Origin of the sequence: Nitrobacter vulgaris (assembly GCF_031453995.1) — a bacterium.
Lineage (GTDB): Bacteria > Pseudomonadota > Alphaproteobacteria > Rhizobiales > Xanthobacteraceae > Nitrobacter > Nitrobacter vulgaris.
Map to the genome: position 1 here is coordinate 49,792 of NZ_JAVDPZ010000024.1, position 18,249 is coordinate 68,040.

The 18,249-nt window shown below is 56.9% G+C and carries 16 protein-coding genes and 1 pseudogene; 4 read left to right on the forward strand and 13 right to left on the reverse strand.

All coding sequences use genetic code 11. The annotated features are described in order from the left end of the window. The first annotated feature begins 553 nt into the window (after nucleotides 1-553). Nucleotides 554-919 carry a hypothetical protein gene (locus GGQ85_RS14425; protein WP_139372838.1) on the forward strand — a complete coding sequence of 122 codons (366 nt, stop codon included), beginning with the start codon at nucleotides 554-556 and terminating at the stop codon, nucleotides 917-919. A 733-nt stretch (nucleotides 920-1,652) separates the two neighbouring features. Next, a complete protein-coding gene (locus tag GGQ85_RS14430) occupies nucleotides 1,653-1,895 on the forward strand; it encodes a CsbD family protein (RefSeq protein ID WP_079445946.1) in 243 nt (80 codons plus the stop codon). Nucleotides 1,896-2,227: 332 nt separating this feature from the next. Here the strand turns inward: GGQ85_RS14430 and GGQ85_RS14435 are convergent, their stop codons facing one another. Next, complete coding sequence (locus tag GGQ85_RS14435) at nucleotides 2,228-2,968, reverse strand: TOPRIM nucleotidyl transferase/hydrolase domain-containing protein (protein ID WP_374708899.1); 741 nt, start codon at nucleotides 2,966-2,968, stop codon at nucleotides 2,228-2,230. Between the two features lie 108 nt (nucleotides 2,969-3,076). Between GGQ85_RS14435 and GGQ85_RS14440 the strand changes: the two genes are divergently transcribed. After that, nucleotides 3,077-3,226, forward strand: a complete 150-nt coding sequence (locus GGQ85_RS14440; RefSeq protein WP_309775084.1) for a hypothetical protein — start codon at nucleotides 3,077-3,079, stop codon at nucleotides 3,224-3,226. A gap of 485 nt (nucleotides 3,227-3,711) precedes the next feature. Here the strand turns inward: GGQ85_RS14440 and terL are convergent, their stop codons facing one another. The 10 genes from terL to GGQ85_RS14490 all read right to left on the reverse strand — a co-directional run bounded on the left by terL (nucleotide 3,712) and on the right by GGQ85_RS14490 (nucleotide 13,204). Next, nucleotides 3,712-5,178: a phage terminase large subunit gene (gene terL, locus GGQ85_RS14445; protein ID WP_309775069.1), complete on the reverse strand. Its 1,467-nt coding sequence runs from the start codon at nucleotides 5,176-5,178 to the stop codon at nucleotides 3,712-3,714. Beyond that, a complete protein-coding gene (locus tag GGQ85_RS14450; protein ID WP_309775070.1) occupies nucleotides 5,168-5,605 on the reverse strand; it encodes a DUF5681 domain-containing protein in 438 nt (145 codons plus the stop codon). The genes terL and GGQ85_RS14450 overlap by 11 nt, the downstream gene beginning before the upstream one ends. Beyond that, nucleotides 5,598-7,034 carry a site-specific DNA-methyltransferase gene (locus GGQ85_RS14455; RefSeq protein ID WP_309775083.1) on the reverse strand — a complete coding sequence of 479 codons (1,437 nt, stop codon included), beginning with the start codon at nucleotides 7,032-7,034 and terminating at the stop codon, nucleotides 5,598-5,600. The genes GGQ85_RS14450 and GGQ85_RS14455 overlap by 8 nt, the downstream gene beginning before the upstream one ends. Before the next feature lie 107 nt (nucleotides 7,035-7,141). Beyond that, complete coding sequence (locus tag GGQ85_RS14460) at nucleotides 7,142-7,423, reverse strand: hypothetical protein (protein ID WP_309775071.1); 282 nt, start codon at nucleotides 7,421-7,423, stop codon at nucleotides 7,142-7,144. Between the two features lie 242 nt (nucleotides 7,424-7,665). Continuing rightward, nucleotides 7,666-9,207 carry an IS66 family transposase gene (gene tnpC, locus GGQ85_RS14465; RefSeq protein ID WP_309775072.1) on the reverse strand — a complete coding sequence of 514 codons (1,542 nt, stop codon included), beginning with the start codon at nucleotides 9,205-9,207 and terminating at the stop codon, nucleotides 7,666-7,668. Between the two features lie 71 nt (nucleotides 9,208-9,278). Next, nucleotides 9,279-9,638 carry an IS66 family insertion sequence element accessory protein TnpB gene (tnpB, locus tag GGQ85_RS14470; protein ID WP_009800277.1) on the reverse strand — a complete coding sequence of 120 codons (360 nt, stop codon included), beginning with the start codon at nucleotides 9,636-9,638 and terminating at the stop codon, nucleotides 9,279-9,281. Beyond that, nucleotides 9,635-10,144 carry an IS66 family insertion sequence element accessory protein TnpA gene (tnpA, locus tag GGQ85_RS14475; RefSeq protein WP_309775073.1) on the reverse strand — a complete coding sequence of 170 codons (510 nt, stop codon included), beginning with the start codon at nucleotides 10,142-10,144 and terminating at the stop codon, nucleotides 9,635-9,637. The genes tnpB and tnpA overlap by 4 nt, the downstream gene beginning before the upstream one ends. 671 nt (nucleotides 10,145-10,815) lie before the next feature. Further along, the gene (locus GGQ85_RS14480) at nucleotides 10,816-12,411 is read right to left on the reverse strand and encodes a recombinase family protein (protein WP_309775074.1); all 1,596 of its coding nucleotides are present in this window, start codon (nucleotides 12,409-12,411) and stop codon (nucleotides 10,816-10,818) included. Next, nucleotides 12,408-12,875 (reverse strand): DUF2924 domain-containing protein, encoded by a 468-nt coding sequence (locus GGQ85_RS14485; protein WP_309775075.1) that lies wholly within the window; start codon nucleotides 12,873-12,875, stop codon nucleotides 12,408-12,410. The genes GGQ85_RS14480 and GGQ85_RS14485 overlap by 4 nt, the downstream gene beginning before the upstream one ends. Nucleotides 12,876-12,877: 2 nt before the next feature. Further along, complete coding sequence (locus GGQ85_RS14490; protein ID WP_309775076.1) at nucleotides 12,878-13,204, reverse strand: DUF3489 domain-containing protein; 327 nt, start codon at nucleotides 13,202-13,204, stop codon at nucleotides 12,878-12,880. Nucleotides 13,205-13,784: 580 nt separating this feature from the next. Here GGQ85_RS14490 and GGQ85_RS14495 point away from each other — a divergent pair. Further along, nucleotides 13,785-14,389, forward strand: a pseudogene (locus GGQ85_RS14495) (PHP domain-containing protein); the annotation flags it as partial. A 351-nt stretch (nucleotides 14,390-14,740) separates the two neighbouring features. Here GGQ85_RS14495 and GGQ85_RS14500 read toward each other — a convergent pair. Together GGQ85_RS14500 and GGQ85_RS14505 are read right to left on the reverse strand one after the other, a co-directional pair. Next, entirely contained in the window at nucleotides 14,741-16,285 is a 1,545-nt protein-coding gene (locus GGQ85_RS14500; protein ID WP_309775077.1) for an MFS transporter, read from the reverse strand. 422 nt (nucleotides 16,286-16,707) lie between these two features. Beyond that, the gene (locus tag GGQ85_RS14505) at nucleotides 16,708-17,832 is read right to left on the reverse strand and encodes a trypsin-like peptidase domain-containing protein (RefSeq protein ID WP_309775078.1); all 1,125 of its coding nucleotides are present in this window, start codon (nucleotides 17,830-17,832) and stop codon (nucleotides 16,708-16,710) included. Nucleotides 17,833-18,249 lie beyond the last annotated feature (417 nt).

Sequence of the window (18,249 nt, forward strand, 5' to 3'; positions counted from 1 at the left end):
CGTCCAACTGTCGAAGCCGGCGGCCATGCTCACGCGCAAAACGTAGGCGGCGCCGGCTTCCTCGTCCATCTGCGTGACGTTGTAAGAGCACTCGCCGGTGCCGGCCTGCAGGCCAAACGATGCAGTGGGCTATCCGTTTTCGATGAGACGCCGGCGTCTCCGCTTCGACCGTAGTTGGATCGGTTGGAGAATCGCCGCTTGGCTTAGAGATTACAACGGGGTTCGGCACACGCAGTGCGATCGGTAACAAGGCGCCGATATCTCTGTTGAATGGCTCATCGGCGCCACTGCAGACATGAGCCCTAAACCAAAAAATTCCAGCGCACGCTGGTCAGCTCGGGGAGCACTTCAAAATCAACTTCTCTCTCTTCCGAAATGAGTATAACAATTTCCACGACTATTTTCTTTGGGAAGTCAGCTACAAGAGTTATTCAACGATCTCAATGTCGAAGACACTGTCTGTAGCCCATCCATCATGTCTTTCAAGACCTGAAACATCCTCGAAAACAATGAAATTAGTTTCGTGCGGAAATGATTGCGGGAAACGATTACGGTGGAAATTATTTCCATTGCTCGCGGCTCAATGACGGGTTGGTTTTATGCTGAGGGAAGCTGCAGTCGCTTCACGAGTTATCAAGGTGCCTTCGCTTTCAGCTTGGCGCAAGATACCCTCACCACCTTAAAACAAGAAGGGTTAGCGTTTTTTAAGAACATCAATGAGCCTGATAACGCGGCAAAACATCAATACTTTGGTGGAGTGTGGAAAGCCACTCCCGTTCCGCCAATCGCCTTCTCCAATGGCTTGCCCGGAAATCTATATTGCGGTGCGATTTCTAGGTGGTGGCCCAAGGGCGTCCCGGCAGTTACTATCAATCAGCGAGCCGTCGAACTCTTTATGTGTTTCCCGATTTGGGTCTAGTCGTGGGCGACGCTTCTGATAGGTAGCGGCGCCGTCTTGATGTTATCTCCCATGCAATTCAAAGATATCATCAGCGCCTTCCGTCTGATCTTCCAGATTCGAAAAGCCCGCCAAAGGCCCGGCGACGCGTCGGCAAAATTGCAGAGAATCAAATTTGTTGCTGCTCAGCTGCTGAGATGTGCGAGAAATGTAATGTCAGTCGGAATATTCTGTTACTGACTGCTTATCGCCACTTAGGCACTGGGCGCTCTTGAGGCGTTCCGCGTCGTTGTCGATGATGGTTCGCCGCGGTTCACTGCCAAGTCGCGAACCTGCATCTGCCGCCATGGCAACCGCCACCCTGCAACATCGGGCCGAGCAACATGGCAACGGCACTCGCCGAGCCGGACCCCCAGCGCGGCTACACGGCCGCTGCATTGCTTCGTCAGCGGATGTTGCGATGTGGGGTCTCGCATGGAACCCCGACCCAGTGGCCGCTTGTGAGATGGCGGAGGCGAAGTCCCAACGCCCTCGAAAACTGAGATAAATGCGGGTGAGTTACCTCATCAGGGGCTTTATTGTGATCACTACCAAAGGAAGATTCCGTCTGGAACATGTTTTCTATAAAGGCCCGTCGGCCCGGTTGTTTGCGCAGTCCATGCGCGACCATTTGCCCTTCGCCTCGGCGGAACAGAAGTCCGAGTTCGTTAGTTCTGACCTATTCGCGGTAATTTAGCGCGAAGGAGGTAACAATATGGACTGGAACCAAATTGAGCAAAACTGGGATCAGGTCAAGTATAAGGCCAGAGATCAGTGGGGCAAGCTCAGTTCCGATGAGCTCTTGGAGATCTCCGGCGATCGTGATCGACTCGAAAAGAAACTGATGGAGCGCTACAGGTACTCGGAAGACACGGTCAAAAAGCAAGTCGACAGCTGGTATGCGAAGGCGCAATCTTGGCCTGACACGAAAGAACCGCCGCGCTGGGCGGGATACTAAGGCCCGGCTACGTTCTGGCCGCCGAGTGTCACACGTTTGGTGATGGACGGCGGCCTGATTCGAGTTGCTATTACCCCACGCGGTTTCCTCCGCGGCGATCCGATATTCAGATTAGGCGCGGGCCTCTCGCCCAGAGGGGGGACTGTATGGCGGTCAAGGCCCCCCAAGAGCGGGTGCCTGCCGTCCTGCTGAAACTGCTGGGCGGAGCGAGGGAGGTCGAACTGGCGGAAACGGCGGCCGAGGGATGGCCGGGCCGACCGGACGGGTGCGGCGAGCGCGGGTCCAAATCCGTCAGGCCGGACGGACTTCCCGCAAGCTGGAATAACAGCAGGCTAGCCGAGCCATATTTTACGAACGAAGTCCCGTGCCTCTTGCAATGCCGCATCAGTTTCGACGTTTCGTTGTGTCAAAACCTTTTCAGTGAAATCTGGCCCGTGCCGCGCTTCAATCGTCCTACAAAACCCTTCAAGTTCGCCAACTGGTACAATCCAGAGACCTCGCGTGCCGCATGATTCAACCAACCGGTCAAAGATCGTAATCGGCGCACCACGTCCAAATCCAGTGCGACCAACTTTCTTAATCTGATCCCACGGCGATAGACTTTGAAATATCGATCTGATGTTGCGCTCGACCTGCTTTGGGAAAGGTTTGTTTCCGCTTACGTCTTGAACTTCGGTCTGGATCCGGTGCCGCACTTGGTCTGCAGTCAGCGGCGGCCTTGTATTCACAACCGTGTTGTTAAGCGAATTCCAGTCGCCTTCAATTTCGTTCCAGTCCCCGCCTAGTGTTTCGAACAGTTGCCGAAACGTTGTCTCATCGTTGAGTATATCAATATCGGCTATTACGGATAGCGGAACATCAAGGGAGCGCAGAAGACCAGCAAGCTTTCGCATGCGGCTCTTTCCTCCTGCATGAATAAACAGAACGTCCGGCGCGCTGGAACCACATACAGACTCCGTGTGAAGGATGGTGTGATAAAATAGGCAATCACTTTCAGACTCGGCTATGAAAACAGCTTGATGGAAGACGCCAGAAAGGACACGAGAGTAGCGGGTTAGGGGATCGTTGGCGATCGCGGTCGTCTTTTCCTGTCCGAGTGTTCCCCGTCAGCGCCCCTGAGACAAACTGAGGATCTTCACGAAAGGAGGATTTGTGGTTCATCGTAGCCGTAAGGAGCGAAGATGAAGCAGAAATCCGGGCCGGGCAAAGCGTCGGCAGAACAAGTGCTGAAGGACATTCGGCGCCAGACCCGTCGGCAGCATTCGGCGGAAGAGAAGTTCCACGCAGACCTATCCTTCGCCTTCGCAGGTCTACGGAATGGAATGAAATGAAACAAACATTATTCGCTCTCGCCCTCACTCTTGTCGCGTCTCAGGCGCTGGCCCAATCGCGGCCCTACTATGATTCGACCTACTACGATTCGTCCGGGCGCACTGCCAGGCACTCGACAACCGACTGCCAGGACTCGAGTGTCTCGATCCGAGCGTGTCGGCTCGCTCGTCCACGAGCGGGAATCGATCTACGACTTATGAAAAAACCTTTGGGAAGAATTGCTCCTCAAAGGAGGGAACGTCCTTCTTAACCGTTGAGCGCCACTCTTCCTCGCGCTCCCAGCGTACCGCCTCACTCTGCAGAGCGATCCCCCGCTGCAGCTTGCAACAGCAGCCGTCGCAGCCCTCAGTCTGCCCACAACGACGAACGCTCTTACGGGCCCTCCTACCTGTGTCTCCGCTCCTACTCAGCGTGCCGCCGTTCCAGCGCCCACTGCACCACCTGCTTCATCAAGTGCGGGTACGGCCGCGCTGCCATGGAGGGCTTATCTGCAGCGGCGTCGGGCCCACCTCGTCGGAATACTTGCTTGCGTCAGAATATTTTGCCAGTCCGCTGGCATGAGCCAAGCGAATGCACCAAGATTTTCGTCAAGAAGCGCCTGGCTAATTGAGTCACACTGATCGTCATGCCGACCGCTGGGAAACGCGAAAAGTTCAGCCTCGAAGTCTGGGAGCCACGCGGCTCGCTCGGGTAGGAGTGCTTGGCCGGATTCGAACTTTGCAGAGGCTGCGGCCATGCGCGTGGCTTTATCGCCTTCGGGCCTCACAGCGACGATGCCGGCGACCATTCCTGTCAGTTCCTGAACGAGCATCATGCCGGCACCGGCATCTTCAACCAAAACGCGGCGGGCCTTCCAGGCGTCGGCAAGCTCGCGGATTTTGGTTTTGAGCTTGGGATAGTCGACCTTACCTCTCCAAACATCGACAAGGAAATATCGCCTTTTGGATGCCAAAATCCAGGTCGTGCAAACCGACCAATCGTTTTCCGGACCGCCCTTACTTGCGGTGTCCCAACTTTGAAGAACCACGAGGCGCTCCGAAGTTGGCGGCAATTCACTGTAGCGTTGGATCCAATGGCGCTTCACCATGGCGCCGCCGGGAGGGGTCGGCATCTGTTGATACTGGGCAGAGAATGCATCGCTGCCAAGCTGGAGCTGTAGAGCGTTCAAAACCTCAATGGGTTCGCGTTCAGGTGACAATGCTTCACCGGTTCTGCGTTGATGTACCTGGCCATTCCAAATGGGAACGCATTCATCTAACGGCGCGATGGCCGGCAGGCTGAGTAACTCCCATTCATCAGAGGTTTCAGTGAGAAATCCGGTCAGGTCATCCATATGTACGCGCTGCATCACAACGACAATCGCACCTGTACGCTTGTCGTCCAGGCGAGATAGTAATGTGGTGTTGTACCATTGATTGACTGCTGTTCGCTTTGTTTCGGAAAGCGCGTCATCGGGCTTGAGTGGATCATCGATAATAATGATGTCACCGCCGCGCCCGGTCAGAGTACCTCCCACTGATGTGGCCATTCGAAAGCCGCGGGCAGTGAGCTCGATCTCGGTTTCCGTGTTTTTAAACGGCCCAATCCGTGTCGTTGGAAAAGTTGATTTGTACCAGGACGATTCCAAGACGGCCCGAAAATCGTTGGAGTGCTTTTTGGCCAGATCACCAGAATAGCTGGCACATATGATCCGACGTGCAGGATCCAAACCAAGGACGAAAGCTGGAAAAGCGACCGAGGCCGATATTGACTTCAGAGAGCGCGGGGGCATGTTGATGATTAGCCGCTTGATTTCGCCTCGTCTGACGCGTTCGAGCTGGAACGCGATCGCTTCGATAAGCCAGCTGGCGACATAGGCCTGCCCAGGTGTCAGGGTCTGAAACACTTTTTGTAGAAAGGCTCTGAAATCAGCACGTAATAATGCCTGCAGGAGCCGAGCGTCAGTGTTCATAGCCGCTTCTCCGCTTGCCGGATTTGTTCTTGGCCTCCTTGGGATCTGCGGTCTTGTCGAGGAAATTCGACAAGATCTCACGATCCTCAGCAAGAATTTCATTGAGACGAACGTCGGTTTCTGGCGACTCCCCGTACCGATCGTAGAGAGCGAGCAGGAGTTTTAATGCTCTCGGTTCGCTCCGCATCGCATCGTTGGCTAATCGGCGCAGAATAACCTCCAACGCTGGCAGTCGGCGCGTCCTCCCATTCTCGGTGACTGCGATCTTTTGTTGAAGGATCTCCTGCAACAGCGCACCGACCGTGCGGCTGCCTTTGGGTCGTCCCCTGGGATTGCCACTTGTCCCTTTTGGGAATTGTGTCGCCTTGGGTGGGCGTCGATAGCCCACGGAATAACTCGATGGTTTTGAGCGCGTGGGTCTACGCATGGCCGCGCTCCTTGTTTCTTGAGCGATGCTGCTTCGGCTCACGCAGGCCATTGATCGCCCTCTTGCGATCTGCGGACTGTTTGGGGCAGGTCTTTTGAACTGCCGCCACCGCACGAGGAGAGTCGCCGATTTCCTGGTCTTGACGAAGCGCAGCTATCTCCTCAAATGTTCGCCCATCGCCTTCTAATGTGGCTTCGAGCTTCGTCAGAGATTGCCAGCGCTGGATCGCCACATCGACATAGCGCGGCTCGTACTCCATGCCACAGGCTGTTCGACCGATTTTCTCAGCCGCCAGAAATATCGTGCCGGACCCGGCGAACTGGTCCAGGACAACATCACCGCGTTGCGTACAATCGAGCAGCGCGTCGGCGACCAGCGCAACAGGCTTCACAGTAGGGTGGCTGGCAAGATCCTTCATCCGGTTTCGGCTGAATGCATTTGCTCCTGCATAAGTCCAGACGTTGGATCGATTGCGCCCGAAACGGCCCAATTCAACATTGTTGCGGTGCGCCTGGCCGCCAACCCGAAACACGCCGATCAGTTCATGCTGTGATCTGTAGAACGAACCCTGGCCTGCGTTGGACTTGTTCCAGACCACGAGATTCAACATCGTCCCAAAGAGCTTGCGACCAACCTCGATCAGGATCTCGATGTGACGCCAGTCCATACAGACAAAGTGCACGGCGCCTCCTGCTGAGATGCTAACGCCGTTTCCAAGGGTTTCTGAGAGAAATTGCCGAAACAGAGTTGGGGACATTTCACCAGAGGCGAAGGCGAATTCCGGATGCTGAATGCGACCGCGGCCCCCAATGGCGCTGACGCGTTGGTTATAGGGTGGATCGCAAAATACTGCCGAAGCGGACATCCCGTTCATTAAGCGTTGGAAATTCCCAGAGAGTCGCGCGTCGCCGCAGAGCAGACGGTGTTTGCCCAGTAACCACAGGTCTCCTCGTTGGGTTACTGGATTGCGCGGGAATGGCGGAACAGAATCCTCCGGCTCTTGTTCTGTTTGAGCCATGTCGGCCAGCAGCAAATCGATTTCAGCCGTTTCAAATCCGGTCAGCGAAACATCAAAGCCCTCAGCTGGCATCAGTTCTAACAACTCTTCGAATTCGATCGCGAGTATTTCCCGATCCCAGCCGGCCTGTTCGGCAATCCTGTTGTCGGCGATGAGATAGGCTCGCTTCTGTGTCTCGGTGAGATGACTGAACCGTAAAACGGACACTCGCGTAAGCCCTGCGAGTCGTGCTGCTTCGACAAAGCCGTGCCCGGCGAGAATCATATCGTTGTCGTCGACGATGACAGGCTTTATCTGGCCAAACTTATCGATGCTCGCCTTGAGCAGCCTGATCTGCTTTTTCGAGTGCTTGCGTGCGTTTCTCGGATTGGGACGAAGGGTCGCGATCGGAATCAGCTTGATCTCTGGAATTCCTTCACGAGTCTGAAGCGTCGTCGTATCCTTGAGATAGGACGGCGAGGTTGTTTCTAAGAGGTCTGTAATCTTCCGTGCTCTGACTGTCTTTGGGTTCCGGGACATCAATCTCGTCCCCCAGCCCGGTTGCGCGGAACCCGGCCGACTGCGTCGCGCACCCATTTTCTAATTTCGTACTTCGACGAAACCGTCTTCCGCGCAGTAATGCGGATACGTCTATGAAACCCGCGCAGATCCAATCGCACGTACGTTACCTTGAACGTGCGTGTGATGATGTTGAGTTCGTGGTTCAGAAGGAAGAAAACGTTTTCAGACATTGTTGCGACCTCAATCAAAACGGAAAGGCGGAAATCCGCCCAAGAAAAAGCACTCCTGCGCTTTTTCATCTCCGCTCAGATGGTCAACAACCGTCACGAACGCAGCGTCCATATGCCAATGGTTCGACCTGAAATCAAGCCCATTGGGTAGGGGATCAACAATGGTATTGAAGCGCGGGAACGAAGCTTTTGATGAACCGCGATCCGGACCGGCGCCACTAATTGTTGCGCGGACCCGGTCCTGTTTTGTGGACCCAGAGGGGCGCTCACGGCCAAATGATATCGTAAGCGTCTATTCCTGACACGTTATCTTAGTTGAGGATAGTTGCCGGGCGCCAGTTCCATGGCAAGAGCTGATCGAGCCGGCTCATGGGATGACCGGCCGACATGCGTTCAAGGATGTCCTTGAGATAGGTGAAGGGCTCGACGTCATTTAGCTTTGCCGTGGTGATGAGGGAGCAGACTGTGGCCCAGCGCTGAGCCCCGCCATCTGATCCGGCGAACAGGTGGTTCTTTCGTCCGAGCGTGACCGGACGAATGGCGCGTTCGACGGTGTTAGTGTCGAGCTCGATGCGGCCGTCATTGAGGAAGCAGCAAAGAGCATCCCAGCGGCTCAGGGCATAGCGAGTGGCATTGGCGAGCCCGCCGCGCGGCGGGATTTGGGCGAGTTGCATTTCGAGCCATGCTTTCATCGCCGTGACCAGAGGCAACGACTTTGATCGACGCATGCTTTGCCGTGCTTCCGCGGTCTGGCCGCGGATGGCGGCCTCGATCACGTAAAGCTCGGCGATGCGTCGCAGCGCTTCGGTCGCGACAGGCGAGGCGGTCGCCTGCTGCACCTCGTAGAACTTCCGCCTGGCGTGAGCCCAACAAGCTGCGAGCTGGATGGTACCGCCGTCGCGAAGCCGATCGAACCCGGGATAACCGTCGACCTGAACGATGCCGCTGAAGTTGGCCAGATGAGCAGCGGGACGCTCAGCCTTGCGATCCGGAGTGTAGAGATAGACCGCGGCTGGCGGATCCGGTCCGTTCCAAGGCCGGTCATCGCGGGCGTACACCCACAACCGGCCAGTTTTGGTGCGGCCGCGGCCGGGATCGAGTACCGGGATCGGCGTGTCGTCGGCGAACAGTTTCTGCGATGCAAAGATGTGTTCAGCGAGCTTGGATTGAAGGGGCTCCAGCCACCAGCAGGCGCCGCCGATCCAGTTCGCCAAGGTCGAGCGGTCCAACGTGACGCCCTGCCGGGCGAAGATCTGGCTCTGCCTGTAGAGCGGGAGGTGATCGCAGTATTTGGAGACCAGAACATGGGCGAGCAGAGCCGGGGAGGCCAGCCCCTTGGCGATCGGCCGCTCTGGTGCTGGCGCTTGATGGATAGTCCCGCAGGCCCGACAGCCATAGCGCGGCCGGCCGATGCGGATGACCCGCAGTCGCGCCGGCACATGGTCGAGCATCTCGCTCGTCGTTTCGCCGATCAAGTGTAGTATGCCGCCGCAACAAGGGCAGGTTTGATGCTCAACATCGAGCCTGACATCCTCGCGGGGCAAGTGCACCGGCAGGCTCGGGCGCTCGCTTTGGGTCCTCGGGGGACGGCTCTCGGCTGGCGGAGGCGGAAGGCTAGTTTCGACGCGCGCAAGATCGGCGTTGAGGTCTTCGAAGCCGAGTTGCAACTGCTCGTCATCGAGCCGCTCAGCCCGGCGGCCGTACTGGTTGCGCTGCAGCCTCTTGATGATGAGATTGAGCCGTTCGATCTCGGCCTTCGCCTTGCTGAGGCTGATGCGCTCGGCTACAAGCGAACGCACCAGCTTTTGCAGCGTCTCCACGTCGTCGGGCAGTGCGGCGAGATCGACGTTCATACGAGAAGAATCTAACTGACTCGCACCGTTCTCGCCGCATTTCTTGCATCATCGAGTCAATCGGTCGCAGATCATCCGGCAATTGCCGGACGCCAGCGTTGCTCAGGCGCGCGCCAATCGACACCTTCGATCAGCAGCGACAGCTGTGCTGAGGTCAACGACAGCGTTTCGCCAGGCGCAATGCTCGGCGGCCACAGAAAGACACCATGCTCGAGCCGTTTTGTGAACAGGCAGAAGCCGGTGCCATCCCAGTAGATGATCTTGATAAGGTTGGCCCTGGTGCGACCTCGGAAGACAAACAGATGTCCGGTAAATGGATCCTGGTGCAGGACGCCTTGCGCCAGCATCGCGAGACCGTCGATGCCTTTGCGCATATCGATGTAGCCCAGAGCCAGGTGCACCTTTACGTTTGGAGGAAGCAAGGCCGTCATGGCATGGCCCTCTCGGCCGCAGGTGTCGCTCCGTCGGCGATCTGCACAGTGACGAAGCCCAGCTCTTTCGCTGCGGCAACGTCCTGCTTCCATCGGCGCAGAACGCGCGGAGCGATGCCGTAGCGGCGCGAGATCTCGCTGCCGCTCGCGCCGGACCGTATCATCTCTTCAAGAATCCAACGCTTGTCGGCTTCGCTGAACCGTCGCCGATGCCCTTCACGTGGTCTTGGAACAATGGGCTCCGCTGCCGTCGAGGAGGGATAAGACCCCGGACTTACGAGGGGACTTAACGGCGGACTTAAGGGGCGTCGTCGATACAACAGCTTCCGCTTGGGCGGCTGTGGCTCCACTTTAAACAACGATCGCCAGTTGCCAAACGCCTTGAGCGGAATGCCGTGCGCTTCACAATACTGACGTTGATTCAAGTCGCTACGCGTCCATGCCTCGTGATGTGCCCGCCAAAAATCCTCGCCTTGACGCCTCCACCCTCGATGTTCGCTCGTCATGCTGTTCTCTCCATCTTCAAACTGAAGACAGGAACAGATCGGGGTCGCTAACGATCGAACAAGGGTGCGAGAAATGGACGCTTACCATGATATCGCTGATGCTAGAAATCATTTCCCTGTTTCGCAAAAAATATTCCCTGTTATGGGATTTAGGGAATTTCATAAAAAATGGCTGCAGCTGAGCCACTTTTAGCAATGCAAATCGCGTTCAAACGGCGGAAATCACTATTTTCCCTGTAATTTTCCCTGATAGCAGGGAATTTCGTTGCCGAGACCGGTTCGCATCCGACTGGGTCCGCCACCACCCAGTTCGTAGGGATCGAACTCGGTGGCACATCCGTCAATTTGTCGCGCATATTGCGGGGTTTTGGCGATGCGTTGAGTCTCTGCGCGCGTCTCTGGACCCAATAATCTCGCCAAAGGGCGCTCTGTCTCTGCATCGAAAATTCCCGTTCCTGGCCGAGCGGCAGAGACCGGTTCGCTGACTGGGTGGGCAGCCAATTCGGTCGCTGCAACCAATCGGTTCAAAGGGACATAGCCGGCGTCATGCTACTTTGGCGGGTTTGCACGGCGGTGGTCTGGCCGTCTGCGAGAAAACCTGTTCTCGGGAAGCTTCCAGAAACGGTTCCGCCGCGATTTGGAAAGGCAATACCAAACGGAGGTATCGCTCGTCACATCGGACCGAGAGCAAGCGCTTCGAACTGACGATCCCATTCAAGTGGGAGCTTGCGCAGTTGTTCGAGACCGATGCCGCGTGGCAACCGACCTTCAACGGCAGCCTTGGCAAGTGCGGGAGAGAGGAAGGCCAACGACAGCGTCATGTTGACGTGGCGCAGGCTGCATCGCTCGCGCTTTGCGATTGCTTGGGCGTCTGTCGCCGAATCTGTGATGAGTTCATCAAGCCAGCGCCGGCCGCGGGCGATCGCTGCGACCAGCGTGGCGCGTCGCTCCAGCTTGATCGGGCGGAGCGGAAGTTTTGCGGAGGTCGGGCGCAGGATTGACCGCGCTCGTTTGGAGGGTGGCTTGGTCCAGGGGATGACGATGTTGGAGTGGTCTTCTTCGATGGTGATGTCTGGATCCTGCTTCAGCTGGACGACGAGACGGTTTTGCTGGACCTCGATCCGTTCGATCAGCAAGGAGGCGTAGGTGTTGTCGATCGGGCTCGTGCTTTTGTTTCGCGGCTCCAGGACAACCTTGCGAACCCGATCGTCGATGTCAGGGGCTGGGACCCGAGAGACTGAGCCAACTGCGGCTGTAGCTGCATTCCCGAACAGAAGCGGCCGCGAGACGTAGTAGCTGTAGTGCCGGCCCTTCTTCTGGGCCTGGGTCGGCGCCATGCGATGGCCGGCGTCGTCAAACATCAGACCGGTCAGGAGATGGCTGAAGGAGGTCCGGGTTCTGGTCTGATGACTGCGCTGGTCCGTGAGCATCGTCTGGACCTGATCGAACATGTCGCGATCAAGGATAGGTTGTTGTTCGCCAGGGCAGATCTGCCCCTTGTAGTTGACCTCGCCGACGTAAAAGCGGTTGCGCAGCAGGTGGAATAAGGCACCACAGCCGAACGGAACACCGCCTCGAATTGCTCCGGTCTTGAGAACGCGCCGCCTGCTGACGATGTCGCGGTCCTTGAGGTCTCGCATCAAGGCACGGACACTGCCAAGTTCGAGATAGCGGGTGAAGATGTGACGGACCCGTTCGGCTTCTTCGGGGACGACGGCCACCTTGCCGTTCTCCATGACGTAGCCAAGGGGGAGGGGGCCACCGACCCAGATGCCCTTCTTCTTGGAAGCTGCAACCTTGTCCCGGATGCGCTCCGAGGTGACCTCCCGCTCGAACTGGGCAAAGGACAAGAGAACGTTGAGGGTCAGGCGTCCCATGGACGTTGTGGTATTGAACTGCTGGGTCACCGAGACAAACGACACCCGATGGGCATCGAACAGTTCGACCAGTTTGGCGAAGTCGGCGAGCGAGCGAGTCAGACGATCGACCTTATAGACCAAAATGACGTCGATCTTGCGGGCCCGGATATCCTCCAGCAGGTTTTGAAGTGCCGGCCGGTCGGTTGATCCGCCGGAGAAGCCGCCATCGTCATAGCGGGTCTTGACCTGCACCCAACCGGCATGGGCCTGGCTTTTGATATAGGCACTGGAAGCCTCAAACTGGGCATCCAGCGAGTTGAACTCCTGATCGAGGCCATTCTCGGTCGAGACCCGGGTATAGATCGCGCACCGGACGAGCTCTCGGGACACCGCTTTTCCCGCCCTCACGGCGCATCCTCGCCGCCGACCGTGTTATCCCGCAGCCCAAAGAAGCGGGGGCCGCTCCAGCGGGTGCCGGTGATGGCGAAGGCGATCGCCGAAAGGCTGTCGTACCGTGTCCCGTCCCACAGGAAGCCACCATCAACCACGATGGCCCGCTGGGTGGTGCCGTTCCATTCCCGGGACAGGATGGTGCCGGCTTTCAGCTCGACCTGTCCGCGGTCGAAGGCGACGAGCTTGGCCATGACGGATTCGGGTGTCTCCTTCTCGACGATGCGATCAAGGAACTGGCGAATCGCCGGATCGAGGTCGCCCGACTGATCTGCCTGTCGCCGATAGCTTACAATGGCTGTCTGGAGATGTTTCGGAAGATGCGCCAGCGTGGACCAGCTTGACCGACGACCACGAGACTGCGGTCGCCGACCACCGAGATCGCGATGACGCGCGAGCTCGCCCCTCGAGGCTTCAGCCATCGTCAGGCCTGCTTCGCTGCAATGACGCGGTAAATGCGCTGATCTGCTTCAACGGCTGAGACCAACTCGAGCCCAAGCTTCTTACGGACCACGCCGGCCAAAAACCCACGCACGGAATGCGGCTGCCAACCTGAAGCTTCCGAGAGCGCGGCGATGGTCGCACCAGCCGGGCGCCTCAGAAGATCGAGCAGTTTTGTTTGCTTGTTCGCGCGTTCTCCGGCTGCGTGCCGTGCGGACTGACGTGCCGCTTTTGCCGTCTTAGCCACGCGAGCAGTTTTTGCACGGCTAGCGCGCTTCGATGACTTCCGATTGCGGGATGACTTTTGCATAGACCCTCCGAATAATGCGACATCAGCGTCGCACCATCCAAGGCCCCGTCAGCGATGTTGCGCTGCGGGGCCGATCCGAGGGCCATCTCACGCCACAGCAATGCTCGTTTCGCCCGCGAATGCCAGTCCTTTCTGCAAGAATCTCAATGCTAATGTCGAACATCTAATGGGAGCAGGCGCTTCGACAATCTAATCGAAGCCCCAAAATGCATCCGCGCCACTTCTGCGGCTCGACCAAAGTAGACGTGAGGGGCGGAAGTTCATGGCGAGGTCAAGAAGACGAGGCAAGGCAGTATTCAAAGCGCTCATCACGACGGCCGAGCAGATTATCAACTAGGCGGCTCGACTGGCGGGTCGCGGCAACAGCTTAGGCAGCTAGCCTGCAGATAGCGGCTGTCGTGGCATGCTGATCAAGATCGCTGTCCGCTTGATGGGATTGATAGCAGTGATGTTGGTCGCAACCAGAATTTATGTCTGGAGGAGAAAACGCCCCGTGTGGCATCAGCTTCGATCCGACAGAAGCTCTAGAATGTTCTCCTCAGGTCCGATATATCGCTTTAGCGCATTTTCGACGCAGTGGGCGCATTATGCAGGTGGCCTCTCTCTGGAGGAGATCGCGGAGCAGCATCTAGAAGCGGACCGCCTGAATAAACGCTACGGCAGTCAGTTCCATATCCTAAAAGGCATCGAAGCGGATATTCTCGCGGATGGTTCGCTCGATTATCCGGACAGCATTCTGGAGAAATTCGACTTCGTTGTGGTCAGCGTGCATAGCCGCTTCAAAATGCCGAAGAAGGAGCAAACGGATAGAATAATCCGTGCTATCCAAAATCCACACACGACGATTATAGGGCATATGACCGGCCGCCAGCTCCAGCGCCGCCCTGGCTACGACATCGATGTCGATAAAATATTCAGAGCCTGCGCCAAATATGGCGTCGCCGTCGAAATCAACGCGCATCCGTGCGGCTCGATCTGGACTGGCGATGGCACGAGAAAGCTTTAGAGCTCGGCTGCATCTTCAGCATCAATCCCGACGCGCATTCTATCCCTGAGCTGGACCACATGCACTGGGGCGTGGAGATGGCGCGAAAGGGAGGAGTGTCTGCCGACCGCGTCCTGAACGCGATGGCGCTTCCAAAGCTAATTGCGCATCTTTCGAAACGCAAAACCGGGCTGGCGCGCAGGCGAACGGGCCGTCGTTCGCCCGCGCAGGACGCTCCGGTGCGCGAGCTCGCCCCCGCCGAAAGCTTGTCAAAGCTGCTGGCTTCGCAACCTGACGTCAACGACTCGGACGGTTCTTCTGGCTCCTACGGTCAGATCGCGGAGCCGAGGTCTTAAACGACGGCCGGCTACGCTCCGTAAAAACAAATCATCCATCAGGCCTCAACTAAAATTGACAGTCCTGAGCCGTCGTCCGTTGGTTTCAAAGATACGAACGGGGCAGATCGTGTACTCACAGAGTTAGGGGCACATTTCTCGCGAAGCATGGCGGAGCGCGTCAATTAAGTATTCCTTTTGCAAGCGTATTAGCTGTCAATCATTAGCTTGAAGCCGCGAATTTTGGACCAAGAGCACGGTAAACAGCGGCGCCGTTACTCCTACCAATGCCACTGTGATCAGCAGCCAGCCGAGCTGGCTGTAATCGGCGGGCACCTGGACTAATCCGGTCGCTTGGTCTTTAACCTCGCGAGTGACGATAAATATCTGGTTCAGATATTTCGTAAGTAGACTGCTCGCAGTCAGCGCCATGTTAGTGAACGACGCCATCACAGCAAAGAACGTTGCCTTGAGTTCGACAGGAGCATTGCGCGCGATCCACGCCAACATGGGGATCATCGCGATTTGACCCAAGGGAGATTCCAGGGTGGTATCGATGATCGCGATAAAACGCGCATCGACCACGCCGCCGGTGGCGCGTGTGGTCCATTCCTGAACGCCGAAGTAAAGCCCAATGTTGGGCAAAGCCAGAACGCCTGAGGCCAACGTCAGCAGGACTACGATGTAGGCGATCGACCACCTTGCCATCAGCGGCCTCAGAAGCACCATGCCAATGAGCGCGAAACAGGATCCAATCAACGAAAGAACAGACAGGAATTGCTGGTCGAAACCGAGCCGATCGATAAGGAACCATGTTGCTCCAGCGCCTGGCAGCGGAACCGCGCGAAACACGAAGATTATGATTGCTGTGCCGATCAGCGCTTGCGCTTTGGCCCGTGGCAGTTTCTGAATGAGCTGGTAGATGAGGGTCGTAATGATTGCCATCGATCCACAGAACACGATCTCTTGTGCTAGAGGGATATCGCTAATCCCGATAAACAGCGTTAGAGCCACGAATGCGACGCTCCCGCTGAATATCCTATAGTCGGGCTTTGCTGTTTGGCCCTGCGAATAGACGAATCGTTCGGCCTCATCCGCGTTAATGCCATGCGCTCGCAAGCGTCTCGCGCGAGTAGCCAACATGACTTGAGAGAGAATAACGCCGCTGACCGACACAACAGGAATGGCGAGCGCCATCGCGTAGATACTAGCGTATACAACCGCCTTCTGACTTTGCTCGAGCCCTTCCACACCAGCAAACATCACGATGTTGAGCAGTGCGACGAAGATCAGCCCGGTTATGAATGCGATGCGGCCCAAAGTCTGCATCGTGGTATGGAGCACCTTGCTCTCCGCTTCAGACAGCGCTTCACCGTCCGGACGGACGCGCGGCACCGCTTCAACCGACATGGCATCCGCAACTGTGTCCTGCACGACATAGCTGGCTGGCGCGAGTAGGCTGCTCAGCACGAACCAGACTTCCACACTCATCCATTCACGCATGGCGACAGTTTGCGTGATAAGCGCGTACATGATGCAAAGGCTCGCGGCGATCAAGGCAGCGCCAAGATAGACCAGAAGTGCCTTCCAGCGCCAAACCAGATCGACCAAGTGGCCCAGTGGCATTTTCAACGTCCACGGCAACCCAGCCCAGAACGCGAGCGCGGCCAGGAACGCGGCCGAAAGTCCGAGATACTCCTTGACGAAGAACGTTCCCACGATGCCGGTTAATCCGGAGAACCCGCCCGCGAAATAGATCATAAGCGGCGGCAGAAATGACCAGCGTAGCTGCCGAGAGATGTCAGTGAACGCTCGTTCAAACCTAACTTGCGCAGCCTTCAGCATTTCTCAATTTGCCCGCGTCCTAGGTCGAGAACTGACTGGTCAACGCATCGTTCCTCTTTGGGCTCGGAGCGATTTAGGCTTCGGGACACGTGCGCTTTCTGAACTCTATGCACAGGTGTCTCCTGATGAGTGCAGCTGCTACAATCGAGCAACTAACCAGTGGGAAGTGGCGACAGCAACTCCAGCAGGTCACCAATCTTAAGCTGAGGTGCCTTTAGGCACACGCCTTACCTGTCTAACGGACGCAAGGCGCATATCAAACTCGCAGGATTCCTGCAGGCTAAAAACACTCGGCAGACTCCCTCATTGGGTTGGCCTATCAGGTGGGCGCATAATTGTCATTTTCTCAGCGAAGACGAAGCCCGCGTACCTCTGCCTGCGGAGATTTCGACGACGACCTTGTGTAAAGCGCCGTTGCGGTCGAGCGTAAGCTGCACACGCTCGCCAATACGAGCGAGCCCGATCTTGTTGCGAAGTTGTGCGGCACTTCGAATAGGAACGCCGTCCGCAGCGATGATGATATCACCTTGGCGAATGCCTGCCGCCTCGGCCGAAGATCCTCGGAGAATATCGGCGATCAAAGCACCCTCGCTCCTTCGGTTAACTTTTTCCTCTGAACTGCCCGTGCTCAGGTCCTGAACCGAAACGCCGATATGTCCGCGCCGCACGGAGCCGGATTCGACGATCTGTTCCATGACCCGCCGCGCCATATTGATCGGTACGGCAAAGCCAATTCCGACATTGCCACCGCCCGGTGAAATGATCGCGGTGTTGATACCCACGAGTTCGCCCTTCAAATTGATCAGTGCGCCGCCAGAGTTTCCGGGATTGATCGGCGCGTCAGTTTGAATGAAATCCTCATAGCCCTGCTTGCTAAGACCAGTGCGACCCAGCGCACTCACAAGACCTGAGGTCACCGTCTGACCAAGGCCGAACGGGTTGCCAACGGCTATTACGAAGTCGCCGACCTCCAGTTTGTCGCTATCCCCAAATTGGATGGCCTTAAAATTGTTTCCACGCTGGATTTGGAGCACTGCTATATCGGTTCCGGGATCGCGCCCGATTAGTCTCGCCGAGAACCTCCTGCCGTCTTTTGTCGTGATTTGAGCGGTCGATATTTCCGCCACCACATGGTTGGCGGTGAGGACGTATCCGTGTTGCGCATCGACGATGACCCCCGATCCTGTGGCCTGAACTTCTCTTTCCAGTTGCCGCGGTAAGTCAAAAAATTCGCGAAAGAAAGGATCACGATAGAGCGGATTGTCCTCCTTGACGCGGCCACGAACGGAGATATTGACGACCGCGGGCGTGACCTCGCGTACCAGGGGAGCAAGTGTGGGGAGGTTTCCCCCACCCAGAGCTGGGATTTGAGCGACGGCAGGGCGCCACGATAGTGACGTTCCGATAACTATCAACGTGAGAAGAATAGGTCGTAGCGCTGCGGATAGACGACTAGTTATCATAGCGTTGTTGGCATAGTTCGGTTTGGATGTTGAGTATGTTAGGCTGGCAGCGGCAGAGATGCAGCCAGATCACCATCGGGGTGAGTTGCAGCTGTCTCAGCTCGTGCGCGCTGAATTATCTTGGTATGATGATTTTGACTTCAAGCCCCGATTTGTCTTCTGAGCGCAAAAGGAGGGGCTGTGACTGTACGCGGAAAAAGGGCGCCTTGCTTTTCCCCTCGCCGGACGAAACCCGCTTTCAGGGCTGTGGCCCGCCTTCGGTGTCCTAGCACTACTTTGGCAGATTTTGCTGAAGGCGGCCTGCGAGCAGCATTTCACAGTGCGTGCATCGTAACGGTGGAGGCCGCACGAATAGGTCGAGGATGGCTTGTCTGATGGCTGGCATGCTCGGCTGTGGCGGAGGGCCTGAGACTCTTT